Origin of the sequence: Rhizobium sp. FKL33 (assembly GCF_005222915.1) — a bacterium.
GTDB lineage: Bacteria > Pseudomonadota > Alphaproteobacteria > Rhizobiales > Rhizobiaceae > Rhizobium_E.
In genome coordinates this window covers 32,731-45,087 of record NZ_STFX01000005.1, presented here as the reverse complement: position 1 = coordinate 45,087, position 12,357 = coordinate 32,731, and the positions used below count along the sequence as shown (strand labels likewise).

General features: G+C 61.9%; 12 protein-coding genes. 4 read left to right on the top strand and 8 right to left on the bottom strand.

The window, feature by feature from the left end:
* Window positions 1-23: 23 nt before the first annotated feature.
* The 3 genes from lptG to E8Q41_RS02780 all read right to left on the bottom strand — a co-directional run bounded on the left by lptG (window position 24) and on the right by E8Q41_RS02780 (window position 3,098).
* On the bottom strand, window positions 24-1,112 hold the full coding sequence (gene lptG / locus E8Q41_RS02790; protein ID WP_137153990.1) for an LPS export ABC transporter permease LptG: 1,089 nt from the start codon (window positions 1,110-1,112) through the stop codon (window positions 24-26).
* Window positions 1,109-2,272, bottom strand: a complete 1,164-nt coding sequence (locus tag E8Q41_RS02785; RefSeq protein ID WP_137153989.1) for an LptF/LptG family permease — start codon at window positions 2,270-2,272, stop codon at window positions 1,109-1,111. The genes lptG and E8Q41_RS02785 overlap by 4 nt, the downstream gene beginning before the upstream one ends.
* Before the next feature lie 76 nt (window positions 2,273-2,348).
* Window positions 2,349-3,098 carry a phosphatase PAP2 family protein gene (locus E8Q41_RS02780; RefSeq protein WP_137153988.1) on the bottom strand — a complete coding sequence of 250 codons (750 nt, stop codon included), beginning with the start codon at window positions 3,096-3,098 and terminating at the stop codon, window positions 2,349-2,351.
* 140 nt (window positions 3,099-3,238) lie between these two features.
* Here E8Q41_RS02780 and E8Q41_RS02775 point away from each other — a divergent pair, with 140 nt between their 5' ends.
* Window positions 3,239-4,741, top strand: a complete 1,503-nt coding sequence (locus tag E8Q41_RS02775; protein ID WP_137153987.1) for a leucyl aminopeptidase — start codon at window positions 3,239-3,241, stop codon at window positions 4,739-4,741.
* A gap of 23 nt (window positions 4,742-4,764) precedes the next feature.
* A complete protein-coding gene (locus tag E8Q41_RS02770; protein ID WP_137153986.1) occupies window positions 4,765-5,211 on the top strand; it encodes a DNA polymerase III subunit chi in 447 nt (148 codons plus the stop codon).
* 9 nt (window positions 5,212-5,220) lie between these two features.
* Here E8Q41_RS02770 and E8Q41_RS02765 read toward each other — a convergent pair whose 3' ends face one another.
* The 4 genes from E8Q41_RS02765 to E8Q41_RS02750 form a co-directional block, all read right to left on the bottom strand.
* On the bottom strand, window positions 5,221-5,769 hold the full coding sequence (locus tag E8Q41_RS02765; protein ID WP_170976338.1) for a TadE/TadG family type IV pilus assembly protein: 549 nt from the start codon (window positions 5,767-5,769) through the stop codon (window positions 5,221-5,223).
* A gap of 26 nt (window positions 5,770-5,795) precedes the next feature.
* A complete protein-coding gene (locus E8Q41_RS02760; RefSeq protein ID WP_137153984.1) occupies window positions 5,796-6,305 on the bottom strand; it encodes a TadE/TadG family type IV pilus assembly protein in 510 nt (169 codons plus the stop codon).
* Window positions 6,306-6,312: 7 nt separating this feature from the next.
* Window positions 6,313-7,755 carry a TadE/TadG family type IV pilus assembly protein gene (locus E8Q41_RS02755; RefSeq protein ID WP_137154152.1) on the bottom strand — a complete coding sequence of 481 codons (1,443 nt, stop codon included), beginning with the start codon at window positions 7,753-7,755 and terminating at the stop codon, window positions 6,313-6,315.
* Between the two features lie 120 nt (window positions 7,756-7,875).
* Entirely contained in the window at window positions 7,876-8,802 is a 927-nt protein-coding gene (locus E8Q41_RS02750) for a Gfo/Idh/MocA family oxidoreductase (RefSeq protein ID WP_137153983.1), read from the bottom strand.
* Between the two features lie 149 nt (window positions 8,803-8,951).
* On the opposite strand from E8Q41_RS02750, the gene E8Q41_RS02745 reads away from it, so the two are divergent.
* Complete coding sequence (locus E8Q41_RS02745) at window positions 8,952-9,797, top strand: GNAT family N-acetyltransferase (protein ID WP_137153982.1); 846 nt, start codon at window positions 8,952-8,954, stop codon at window positions 9,795-9,797.
* A 95-nt stretch (window positions 9,798-9,892) separates the two neighbouring features.
* Entirely contained in the window at window positions 9,893-10,438 is a 546-nt protein-coding gene (locus tag E8Q41_RS02740) for a DUF1269 domain-containing protein (RefSeq protein ID WP_137153981.1), read from the top strand.
* A 15-nt stretch (window positions 10,439-10,453) separates the two neighbouring features.
* Here E8Q41_RS02740 and E8Q41_RS02735 read toward each other — a convergent pair whose 3' ends face one another.
* Window positions 10,454-12,322, bottom strand: a complete 1,869-nt coding sequence (locus E8Q41_RS02735; RefSeq protein ID WP_137153980.1) for an ABC-F family ATP-binding cassette domain-containing protein — start codon at window positions 12,320-12,322, stop codon at window positions 10,454-10,456.
* Window positions 12,323-12,357 lie beyond the last annotated feature (35 nt).

The window sequence follows — 12,357 nt, the reverse complement described above, 5'->3', positions numbered from 1 at the left end:
AACCTTGCGGTCGACTGCCGCCACTAACCATCCTCCTGATGCAACAAAAGCGTCGTTCCTAGAAACAGCGCGACGACCACGGGAACCCAGGCCGCCACGAAAGGCGGCACGACGCCGCTGCTTCCAAACGCCTTCACAAGCACGGAGACGACATAAAGCACGAAGCCCGCCATCACGCCACCGAAAATCATGCTCTGACTCTGGTTAAACCTAGAGAATTTCAGTGAAACTGTTGCCGAAATGAGCGTCATCGCCACCATGAGAAATGGCAGCGAAAGCAGCGAATGAAACTGGGTTTCTAACGCATTGGTTGAAACGCCGAAGGACTTGGCGGCCGCGATCTGACCGGGAAGGCCAAGAAAACTAACGGTTTCCGGACGCGCCATGCGCTGCTGGATGAATTCCTGTTTCAAATTGGTGCTGACCCGCGCCGTTTCGAGAACAACCGGTATTTGCCCCGGCCTGGTTTCCGAAACCTTGTTAAGCAGCCAGTAACCATCTTTCAATCTCGCGCTCGCCGCGTCCTGTCTAAGAACGATTCGGCGGTCGGCGCCGAAGTGGATGAACACCGGATCGATGAGCAGCGTGCCGCGCTCCTCCACCGTCTGCGCCCCGATGATTACATCGTCGTCGGCGGTGATCTGGCGCAGCCAGGGAATGATCTGGGTCTTGCGGTTGAGATGTTTGGCCGCCTTGGCCGCCGATTCGATGTCTTCGGCCATCCGCATGCCTGCCGCCGCAATCGGATTGAGCGCGAACAGGGCAAGAAGACCTGTAATCAGCGCGCCCATCACGAAAGGCGTCATGAATTGCCACACGGAAACGCCGGCTGCGCGGGTCACCACCATTTCCTGGCGGCGGTTGAGCGCGACCAACGTCGTCATGCCGGCCAGCAGCATGACGAAGGGAATCGTTTGCTGAAGAATCGAGGGAACGCGGATCAGCGTCAGGAACAGGGCGTCCACGAGGGTGAAGCCTGGAACCGCGCCCCGAAGCCCCGAATTCTCCACAAAGTCGAGAAGAAAGACCAGCGCGGCGATACCGAGAAGGAACCACATGATCGTGGTGAGATGCCGCTTGAGAAAATAGCGGAATAGGGTGCCGGTCATCATGGGGAGGCTCCCTCCGTATCGCCGCGGCGCAGATGCCGGCGAATGAGCGTTTCGCACCCGTCGATCATTGAGCCGCGGCGGCCGAGCCGTCTGCCCGAACGGAAGATCACGAGAATCAGGATGACGGTGATCGAGCCCGCGAAGGCATAGAGTTGCCAGGGCTGGCCGCCATTTTCGATGCGGTTGGCGAAATAGAATGCTCCCCAACGGAAAGCGAAGGCGAAGATGAGCGCCGGCAGCAGCGGGTGCACCTTGCGTTCGCGATGCGAATGGGCGCTGCCCGCCAACGCCAGCGCCATCAAGGCGAAGGTGACCGGGTAAAACCAGTCCGTCAGCCGACGATGCAGTTCCGCCTGATAACTCGCCGGATCGCTCTTGTAGTCGGCGTCGTTGACGTCGGGGTTGAGGAGGAATGGCAGATCGCGATCGGCCGCCCTCAATTTTGCTTCGCCCTTGGATTCCGACAGGTCGGACAGGTCGAAGGAATAGGAATCGAAATGAATGATGGACGCGCTGCCGGCCGGGGCCTTGCGGTGAATCTCGCCGTCTTTCATGATCAACGTGCCGCCGTTCGGATCGACCGCGCCTTCACGGGCGTAGTAGAGCATTTCGTAGCGGGGATCGCGCGAATCCGCCACGAACAGCCCGCGCAGCACGCGGCCCTTCACCCGTTCCGAGATCTGCACATAGAGACCATCGTCGATCTTGCGGAAGGCCTTTTCCTCGATCACCGAGGACAGGAGGTCGGCATAGGTCGCCGCTATGGTCTTTCGCATGCCGAGGCGAGTGACGGGTTCGACGAAATTGTCGATCGAGAAAGAGACGATGCAGAGGAGCGACGTCAGCACCAGAACCGGACGGTAGAGATAGCGTCTGGGCATGCCGGCGGCATCGAGCACCGGCAATTCCGAATCATTGTTCATCGCATGGAAGGTCTGCGCCACCGCAATGATCACCGCGAAAGGCAGCACCACCGGGATGATGTTGGGCAGGATATAGAGAGCCAGCAACGCGAATGAGCCGATCGACTGGCCGCTATCCGTCACCAGGTTGATCCGGCCGAGCACCTGTGTGGCCCAGATGATGGCCAGAACCGGCGCAAGCGCGGACAGGAACATCCGAAACACTCGCCCGAAGATGTAGGTCTCGATCAGATACATCCAGGATCCGCATGACTGTTTTCGTGGGCTCCACGCGGACCCCGGTCCAGCGATTTCGCACTTTTGCCTGTGGCGATCAAGTCCGGCTTTTGATCACTTGCATCCGAGGCCTTTTCAAGGCGCTCGAGGCGACCATCATCAATGGCAATGAAATCGCGCCCGCCAGCCAGCCGAGCAACGCATCGGACAGATAGTGCCCGCCCATCGCGACCCGCAGGACGGGGGTGACGATCGACGCGACGATCAACGCAAGGCGAAGCAATGAGTATCGGGACGGGAGAATGAGGGCGACGCCCAGCAGCCAGCCCGCCGCAGCTGCTTCGCCGGATACGAACGAACAGTTGCGGGTGCAGGCGCCAGTGAAATCAGCGACAGAAACGAAATTCAGATCACCGCCGAACAAAGTCGTATCATAGGGTCTCGGACGCCCGGAATATTCTTTGAAGACGCCGTTCACGAGGCAAATCGGAACAGCCAGATAGGCCAGGAGCGCCATCGCTTCCAGGCGATAACCACGACAGAGCCAGGGAGGGGTGACCGCTCGTCTATAGAGCATGTCGACTGCGAAGAGAGTGGCGGCCATCGGTGGCAGATAGAACAGGACTTTCCGAACTGCCCTCAATCGCCAGTCATCCTGAGCTGGAAAGCCCGGACAGTAGCGGCCCGCGAACATCGCGTCCCCAGGCGCGTAAGCGTGGCAGAACAGTTTCGCGGCCGCCAGATCGAGGCCGGGAAAGGCGTGAAAGACGCCGAGCGTCACCACTGCCGCCACGAGCGCGAGCAAGGTGTAGGACAGGGCATTTCTTTCATGGTCCTCGGGCGTCATGATCTTCCTGGCGCGTTTTGAGGCGGACGGTCTCCCATATTAGTAACATGAATATGACAGACGCAGCAGGCTTATGCTTGCATTGCGGCTGACCTTGTCCAAGATCAGAATCGATACTCGTCATGAAAAAGGTGCTGCGAATGTCTTCGCGTCTCGATATTTCTTTCTCCCGCTCGGCCAAGGTGGCGGGCGGCGTCGCCGTCGTTCTCAGGTTTTCGGATGAGGGGCCGACATCCGCGCCAGAGGATCTCGATCCCGCAGGCGTGATCGCCAAGGCCGCCAAGACCGCGCGTTTCAAGGGCAAGAAATTCGGCAAACTCGACCTGCTCGCCCCCGAAGGCTCCGCCGTGGACAGACTGCTGGTGATCGGCTTGGGCGCCAAAGGCGAATTCGGTCAGCAGGATTGGGTCAAGGCGGGCGGCGTCGTCGCCGCGGCGCTCGGGGGCGCGGAGAAGGCCTCCGTTTTCCTCGACGTTCCGGATCATGAGACGACGGCCATGAACGCCGCCGATTTTGCGCTGGGCATGCTGCTGCGCGCCTATCGCTTCGATCGCTACAAGACCAAGAAGGACGACGCCGAGGACAACGGCAACGGCGGCGACAAGCTCGCCAAGATCACCCTGGTCACTGCATCGCATTCCGCCGCCAAGAAGGCCTTCGAAACCACCGAGGCGGTGGCGGGCGGCGTGATTCTCGCCCGCGACCTCGTCAACGAGCCGGCCAATGTGCTCGGGCCCGAAGAGTTCGCCGCCAAGGCCGAAGAGCTCGAAAAGCTCGGCGTCGAGATCGAGATCTTGACCGAAAAGGACATGCGCAAGCTCGGCATGGGCGCGCTGCTCGGCGTGGCGCAGGGTTCGGTCCGTCCGCCGCGTCTCGTGGTGATGCAGTGGAAGGGCGGGAAATCGAAAGACAAGACCTACGCCTTCATCGGCAAGGGCGTCGTCTTCGACACCGGCGGCATTTCCATCAAGCCGGCCGCCGGCATGGAGGACATGAAGGGCGACATGGGCGGCGCCGCCGCCGTCACCGGCCTCATCCACACGCTCGCCGCCCGCAAGGCCAAGGTCAATGTGGTCGGCGTGATCGGTCTGGTGGAGAACATGCCCGACGGCAACGCCCAGCGGCCCGGCGACATCGTCAAGTCGATGTCCGGCCAGACGATCGAGGTGATCAACACCGACGCCGAAGGCCGTCTCGTGCTCTGCGACGCGCTGTGGTACACCAATGAGCGCTTCAAGCCGGCCTTCATGATCAACCTCGCCACGCTCACCGGCGCAATCGGGGTGGCGCTCGGCGCCCATCACGCTGGACTGTTCTCGAATGACGACACGCTCGCCGCCAATCTCCTGATCTCCGGCATCAACACCGGCGAACGCCTGTGGCGCATGCCGCTCGGCCGTGAGTATGACAAGATGATCGACAGCCGCTTCGCCGACATGAAAAACACCGGCGGCAGCCGCCAGGCCGGCGCCATCACGGCGGCGCAGTTCCTGAAGCGCTTCGTCGGCTCCACGCCCTGGGCGCATCTCGACATCGCCTCGACCGCCATGGGCGCGCCGTCCGACGAGATCAACCAGTCCTGGGGATCGGGCTACGGCGTGCGGTTGCTGGACGAACTGGTCCGGGCCTATTACGAAGCCTGACAAGTCAAGAGCGGGGCGGACGCGTGGATATTCTCTTCTATCATCTCACCGAGACCAGGATCGAGGATGCGCTTCCGCCTCTGCTCGAAAAGAGCCTCGAGCGCAAATGGCGCGTCGCCGTGCAAACGACGAGCGCCGATCGCGAGGCGGCTCTGGATGCGCATCTCTGGACCTATCGCGCCGAGAGCTTTCTGCCGCATGGGTTGGCCGCCGACGAGATGGCCGAGGAGCAGCCGATCCTCATCACCTCCTCGTCGGGCAATCCTAATCGCGCGCATATTCGCTTTTATGTCGACGGCGCGGCGCCGGACGACATCGCCGGCTATGAGCGGCTGGTGCTGATGTTCGACGGTCACGACGATGCGCAATTGGCGCATGCCCGCGCACAGTGGAAGAAGCTGAAAGCAGACGGCGGGCAATTGTCCTACTGGCAGCAGAACAATGATGGTCGCTGGGAAAAGAAGGCCTGATTCTGCTGGTCAGTCGAGCGTGATCGTATCCTTCACGCGCGGCCGCATGATGTAGGTCTTGCTGTAATTATAGGTCGAGACCCCGGTTACAGGCTGCAGCAAACTCGAAAATGGCGTGGTCAATTGATAGGTGGCCACAACCGTTACGAGCTGGACGCCCGATTGCGCGATGGTGGTCGGCACCGTGACCGGCGAAGCGCCATTCTTGGACGGGGCTGTATCCTGGTAGGCGAGGCCCCAATTGACCTTGGTCGACAAGTCGGAGGCGACGTCGACCACGGCGAGCTTGATCTTCAGGTTGGTGGTCGAAAACGGCAGGATGATCGTGGTCGTGCCGGTAATGATCGCGTTGGCTTCCGACGTCGTCCAGCTCGATTTCTGGGCGATCATGTCGCCGAGCGTCGAGACGATCTGGTTCATCTTGCGCGACACCATCAAGGCCTGGCCGAAATCCACCGTGCCGGCGAGCAGCGCCACAAGAATCGGGAAGATCAGCACGAATTCGATCGCCGAGACGCCCGAGCGGTCCTTGCGGAAGCGCTGGACGATCGAGGGCATGGTTCTCTTCGCTCGCGGTTCCGGCATCAGAAGGGCTCGTTCTTGAAGAGGTCTGCGGCGCCCAGCACGTAACGCCCGTCGTTCAGGCGGCCTGAGGCGAACGTGTAGAGCTTGAGCGTCGGATCCCAGGGCAGGAAGGCCTGGACCAGCACATAATCGCCGGCGCTGCCGATATTGAAGGTTTCGGTGACATTCAGGACGCCGCCCGAGGACGGATTGACCTTGGTTACCGAATTCATGTCGGTGATCACGGTGACGCGCACCAGAAGATTGGCCGAGCAGGAAAAGGAATAGGACAAATCCGAGCAGATCGCCGTCTTGAAATTGCTGATGTTCCAGTTGCCGGACTTCGCCGTTCCGACCCGCACCTGCCGAACCGCTTTGTGAACGGCGGAATCGAGCGCCGAATCGACGAAGAACATCAGCGCGATTTCGATGATCGCTAGGATGATGACGATGAAGGGCAGGGCGAGGATCGCGAATTCGATCGCCGTGCTGCCTTTCCTGTTGAGAAGATAATGTCGCAATCGTCTCATCCCGCCCTCACCGCGTCAGCCGGACGGAACCGAGATATTGCTGGAAGATCGTCGCCAACCCTGCCTCGATCTCGTCGGGATCGTTTGCAGCGAGGAAGAGGTCTGACGAGCTGGCGCAGTCGGAGAGGGCATAAGGGATGTAATCCCGCCGCGTCGTTGACGTGGCAACGCCGGTCTTTATCGTTCCGCCCCAGATGGATTTGAAACCGCTGGTCGCCATGGTTTCCCCGACGGTGCCGTTATAGCCCCAGTCCGTGTCGATGGCGAGATATTCTGTGTACAGGACCCCGACAGTTGCGGAATTGGTCTTCATCGATTTGCACCAATTCGGATTGAGCGGAGAAACCTTCGGTTGGTCGGGGAAATAGGCGGTGTTATATTTCACGCATTTGTCGTTTTTGGATTTGACGCAAATCCATGTGCCGTTTTGCGTTGCGGTGCCGTTGTTCGTTGTGACCCAGCTACGTTGCGATTGGACGCCGTCGGTCAAGATCAGAACCAGCTTCAACGGAGAGTCCTTGGAACTGCCGTCGCCAGCGCTTCCGACATATTTAGACAATGCTGCGAGAGACTTGTCGAAATATGAATAGGCAATGGAAGTAGCGCTGGTGAGGTCTTTATCTGTCTTGAGTGCGGTTATCGCATCGCTCGCCGAATAAGTAGGGGCGAGTTCTTGGGTAGCTGTCTCACCGAGCGTATAGAGCCCCACCTTGATGCGCGATCCCGTCGGATCCGCAGCCTTGATGAGATCGACGACTTCCTGGGCGGCTGTGACGGCGACGTCCGCCCTGAGGGAGACGCTTGCGGCCTTGGCTGCAGAGTATAAGGTCGAATAGCTGGACGACCCCACCTTCCACGGGCCTCCCTCCACCTCGTGGCAGGCGAAAACACAATTGCTCGCTGAGCCAGACGTGTTCTTTATGTTCATCATCGTCGTCTGCCCGGCGCTTGTCGCGGCCAGCAGCATCGAGGCGGATTTGTCCAGCGCGATATATACTTCGAGGTAGGAAGTCGCCGGACCTGCGACCGCCGCGGCGACCTTAACATTGACGTTGTCGATGCCAGCGATCTTCATCATCGTCGTCGGCACAACGCCTTGAACCGTCGCCTGGATGGTCCGGTTCGACTTGCTGATGGCGATCGTATCGGTGTCGATCGTGTAGCCGATCCCGGCGGACTTGCCCTGCGCGTTGAACCAGACCTTTACGCGCTCCTTGATATTTGCTTCGGTCAGCGTGTCGACTTCGCGCACGGCGGCGATCAGCGCTGCATCGAGATCATCCTGCATGCGGTCGCGGATGTTGTAGGCGTGGACATAGTCGATGGACGCGCCGACGCCGATCAGGGTGGGGACGGAGACGAGGGCGAAAGTGAGCGCGAAATTGCCGCTGCGGTCGGCGCCGAAAAGCGACGCCGTCCGTGCGGCGGCGCTTCTGAAACGGCGCAACATGCCTGTCAGCAAAGGGCTCAAAACATCACTCCGGAAATATTCGTCCGGCGCGATCATGACGCCCAAGCCTTGCCATTCGGTTAAGACGCCCCGTATCGAGCCGATCCGGGGCGGCTGGCGTCAATCGTGAAAGGCGTCCACGATCTTGCGGCGGCCGAGCATGAAGGCGTCGGCGACATGGGTCAGCGGCGCGATGTCGCAGTCGCTGACGCCGGCTTTGACGATTTCGGCGAAGCGCCCGTAAAGATTGGGATATTCCATGATCGGGCCTTCGAAGGAGAGCACGCCGTCGATGAACAGCTTGCCGCCGCCGTCCGCCAGACGCATCTTGCCGGCTTCCGTTTCGGCTTCGATGTCCCAGCTCTGCGGGCCGGTCTGGCGCCAGTCGAATTCGGCCGAGACGTCAGGCTTGTCGGCGTTGGAAAAGCGCATGCTCGCGGCGATGGGCGCGGCGCGGTTTTCCGGGAATTCCAGCTCGGCTTCGGTGATGAAGACCGGTTTCGGCAGGATATGGGTCAGGATCGACAGCGCGTTGATGCCGGGGTCGAAGACGCCGAGGCCACCCGGCTCCCAGATCCAGGCCTGACCGGGATGCCAGTGACGCACGTCTTCCTTCCAGTTGATGAACAGCGACTTCATCGGCGACGCCGCGAGGAAGTCCTTGGCGGCCTCCACCGCCGGCGCATAGCGTGAATGCCAGCTGGCGAACAGCGACACGCCTTTGGCCTCGGCGATCCGCTTGAGGTCTTCCACTTCGGAAATCGTCGCGCCCGGCGGCTTTTCGAGGAAGACATGCTTGCCGGCGTTCAACGCGGTCAGCGCCGCCTCGTAGCGGAATTGCGGCGGCATGCACAGCGACACCGCCTCGATCTCCGGCATGGCCGCGAGCATCTCCTCGATCGATTTGAAGGACGGCACGCCGTCCACCGTCCCATGACGGCTGGCGGTGGCGACGAGGGCGAAGTCTCCGTTGCCGGCGATCGCCGGAAGATGCTGGTCGCGCACGATTTTACCGACGCCGACGATTGCGAGCTTGATGGGGGCCATCTGTCTGTTCCCGAACTGAGTGTTTCCTGGAAAAGTATGATTATTATCCGCTCTTACCAGAATGCCGCCGCCGGGCAAGCGCCGAGCCAAGGAAGCAACTGGTAAATCCGCGCTTTTTGTGATGCACTGCCGGAGAGGGAGTGGCAAGCATGATCAGAAGGGCTGCGAAAACCGATCTCGAGGCGCTGGTGTCCTGGGCGGCGAAAGAAGGCTGGAATCCCGGGCTGGGCGACGCCGACGCCTTCTGGCGCGCCGATCCCGAGGGGTACTGGGTGGATGAGGTGGATGGCGAGATCGCCGCCGGCGTTTCGCTGGTGCATCACCATCAGGATTACGGTTTTCTCGGTTTCTATATCGTCGCGCCCCAATTCCGCGGTCAGGGTCTCGGCTTCAGGCTGTGGAGCCAGGTTCTGGCGATGAGCCGGGCAAAGACCGTCGGGCTCGACGGCGTGGTGGCGCAACAGGAAAACTACCGCAAATCCGGCTTCGCCTATGCCCATGCCAATGCCCGCTACGGCGCCCAACTCGCTTGCGAGGATCCGATGGATCCGCGCATCGTCCCGGCGGCGAGCGCGCCGATCGAGGCGCTTCTCGCCTATGACGCCGGCTGCAATCCCGCCGCCCGCGACCGGTTTCTCGCCGCCTGGCTCGACCCGCAAGCCGACGCCCGGCATGGCCGTTTCGCACTCGCCTTCCGCGACGGCGGCGCGGTGACCGGCCTCGGCGCCATCCGCGCCTGCGGCTCCGGCTATAAGATCGGCCCGCTGTTCGCCGATACGCCCGATATCGCCGACCGACTGTTCCGTGCGCTGGTGGCGGGCGTCGGCGGCGGCCATGTCTATCTCGACATTCCCATGCCCAATCCCGAGGCGAGGGCGCTGGCGCTGCGCTACGGCATGCATCCGGTGTTCGAGACCGCGCGCATGTATCGCGGCCATTATCCCGAACTGCCGCTCCGACGCATCTTCGGCGTCACGACCTTCGAGCTCGGCTGATTGTCGATGTCGCCGGAAATTCATGGGACTGCGGTTTAATCGGCGCGGCTGCCTCCTATATCAGAGAGGGGGGCGCTGAACCGAAAGGAACGCAGATGTCCGAACTCATCGTCTTCGGCTATGACAGCCAAGCCCAGGCCGAAGAAGCCCGCAAGGGTCTCTTCAATCTCTCCCGCGATTATCTCGTCACCGTCAATGACGCCGTGGTCGCCACCGCCGAGCCCGATGGCGAGATCAAGCTCCACCAGATGGTCAATCTCTGGGCGCTCGGCGCCTCGGGCGGCGCCTTCTGGGGCCTGCTGGCCGGTTTGCTTTTCTTCAATCCGTTGATGGGCGTTGCCGCAGGCGCGGCGTCGGGCGCTCTCGCCGGCGCGCTCACCGATTACGGCATCAACGACAAATTCATGAAGGATGTCGCGGGCGTGTTGCAGCCGGGTCAGGCAGCCCTGTTCCTGCTCGCCGAACGCGCCTCGTCCGATCGCGTGATCGAGGCGATGAGCGCGCATGGCGGCCGAATCATCCGCACCAATCTCGACCGCAGCCAGGAAGCCCGGCTGATGGAGATTTTCGACAAGGCCCGCCGCGAAGTGGCGCCGTCGCCTCTGGCGAGCCGTGCCGAAGACACGCCGCATTCGATTTGACGAGAAACGGCGCCCTTAGGCGCCGAGCTCTTCCAGTTCGGTCGAGACGAGCAGCCATTCCTCCTCGGTGTCGGCGAGCTTCTTGGCGGCGTTTGCGCGCGCCTTGGTGAGTTCGCCGGCCCGCGTCGGGTTCTTGGCGTAAAGCTGGGGATCGGCGAGTTCGGTGTCGATGCCTTGGATCAGCCGTTCGATCTTGCCGATCATCGCCTGCAATTCATCGACCTTCTTGCGCAACACCGCCGGATTGCCGCGTTTGGGCTGGACGGAGACGGCGACCTGCGGCGCCGGCGCTTCTTCCTTCTCCTTGCGCGGCTTTTTGTTCGAGCCGACGACGATGTCGCGATACTCGTCCATGTCGCCTTCGAACGGCTTCACCGTGCCGTCGCGCACGATCCAGAGACGGTCGACGGTGGCCTCGATGAGATATCGGTCATGCGAGATCAGGATGACGGCGCCCGAATAATCGTTCAACGCCTCGATCAGCGCGCGGCGGCTGTCGATATCCAGATGGTTGGTCGGCTCGTCGAGAATGAGCAGGTTTGGCGCCTCGAAGGCGGCGATCCCCATCAGAAGACGCGCCTTTTCGCCGCCCGAAAGATCTTTCGCCGCCGTATCCATCTTGGCGGTGGCGAGCCCCATCTGCGCCACGCGGGAGCGCACCCTGGCTTCCGGCTCCGTCGGCATCAGCCGGCGAATGTGATCGACGGCGCTCTGGTCCGGGATCAGGTCGTCCAACTGATGCTGGGCGAAGAAGCCGACCTTGAGATTGGGCGCCGAGGTCACCCTGCCGCCCAGCGGGGCGAGCCGTCCGGAGATGAACTTGGCGAAGGTCGATTTGCCGTTGCCGTTCGAGCCGAGCAGCGCGATGCGGTCATCCGTGTCGATCCGGACGTTGATATTCCTGAGAATGGCGTTGCCCGGCGTATATCCCGCCAGCCCGCCTTCCACCGCGATAATCGGCGAGGCCGCCTCGCGCTTGGGGTCGGGGAAGGAGAAGCCCTGCACATGCTCATGCGTGACCGCCGCCACCGTTCCCAGCCGCTCCAGCGCCTTGATGCGGCTCTGCGCCTGCTTGGCCTTGGTGGCCTTGGCCTTGAAGCGATCGATGAAGCTCTGCAGATGCTTGCGCTGCGCCTCGTTCTTGGCCTTGGCCTTGGTCTGAAGCTCCTCGGCTTCCGCCTTCTGCCGCTCGAACTGGTCGTAGGGGCCGCGATAGAAAGTCAGCTTCTGCTTGTCGAGATGGACGATGGAATTGACGGCCGAATTCAGGAGATCGCGGTCGTGGCTGATGATGATGACGGTGTGCGGATAGCGGCGGATATAATCCTCCAGCCACAGCGCGCCTTCGAGATCGAGATAGTTGGTCGGCTCGTCGAGCAGCAGCAGGTCAGGCTCGGAGAACAGCACGGCCGCGAGCGCGACGCGCATCCGCCAGCCGCCCGAAAAACTCTTGGCCGGCCGGTGCTGCGCCTCTTCGTCGAAGCCGAGGCCGGCGAGGATGGAGGCGGCGCGGGCTTCGGCCGAATAGGCGTCGATATCGGCGAGCCTCACCTGGATCTCGGCGATGCGATGCGGATCGGTGGCGGTCTCGGCCTCCGCGAGCAGGCTGGCGCGCTCCTTGTCGGCGGCGAGCACGATGTCGATCAGCGGATCGTCGGTGCCCGGCGCTTCCTGCGCCACTTGGCCGATGCGCGCGCCCCGGGGAATCGAGACGTCGCCTGATTCTGGCGCCATCTCACCGGTGATGATCTTGAACAGCGTGGATTTGCCCGCGCCGTTGCGCCCCACCAGACCGGCTTTGACGCCGGCGGGCAGGGTGACGCTGGCGTCGTCGAGAAGAAGTCGCCCGGCAATGCGGGCCGTCAGTCCTGAAATCGCGATCATGCCCGCGCTTTAGCGGAAAAAACCGGTGAGGGGAA

Coding starts and splice junctions, on each gene's coding strand:
- lptG (WP_137153990.1), bottom strand. CDS start 1,112: ATGATGACCGGCACCCTATTCCGCTATTTTCTCAAGCGGCATCTCACC.
- E8Q41_RS02785 (WP_137153989.1), bottom strand. CDS start 2,272: ATGTATCTGATCGAGACCTACATCTTCGGGCGAGTGTTTCGGATGTTC.
- E8Q41_RS02780 (WP_137153988.1), bottom strand. CDS start 3,098: ATGACGCCCGAGGACCATGAAAGAAATGCCCTGTCCTACACCTTGCTC.
- E8Q41_RS02775 (WP_137153987.1), top strand. CDS start 3,239: ATGTCTTCGCGTCTCGATATTTCTTTCTCCCGCTCGGCCAAGGTGGCG.
- E8Q41_RS02765 (WP_170976338.1), bottom strand. CDS start 5,769: ATGCCCTCGATCGTCCAGCGCTTCCGCAAGGACCGCTCGGGCGTCTCG.
- E8Q41_RS02760 (WP_137153984.1), bottom strand. CDS start 6,305: ATGAGACGATTGCGACATTATCTTCTCAACAGGAAAGGCAGCACGGCG.
- E8Q41_RS02755 (WP_137154152.1), bottom strand. CDS start 7,755: ATGTTGCGCCGTTTCAGAAGCGCCGCCGCACGGACGGCGTCGCTTTTC.
- E8Q41_RS02750 (WP_137153983.1), bottom strand. CDS start 8,802: ATGGCCCCCATCAAGCTCGCAATCGTCGGCGTCGGTAAAATCGTGCGC.
- E8Q41_RS02745 (WP_137153982.1), top strand. CDS start 8,952: ATGATCAGAAGGGCTGCGAAAACCGATCTCGAGGCGCTGGTGTCCTGG.
- E8Q41_RS02740 (WP_137153981.1), top strand. CDS start 9,893: ATGTCCGAACTCATCGTCTTCGGCTATGACAGCCAAGCCCAGGCCGAA.
- E8Q41_RS02735 (WP_137153980.1), bottom strand. CDS start 12,322: ATGATCGCGATTTCAGGACTGACGGCCCGCATTGCCGGGCGACTTCTT.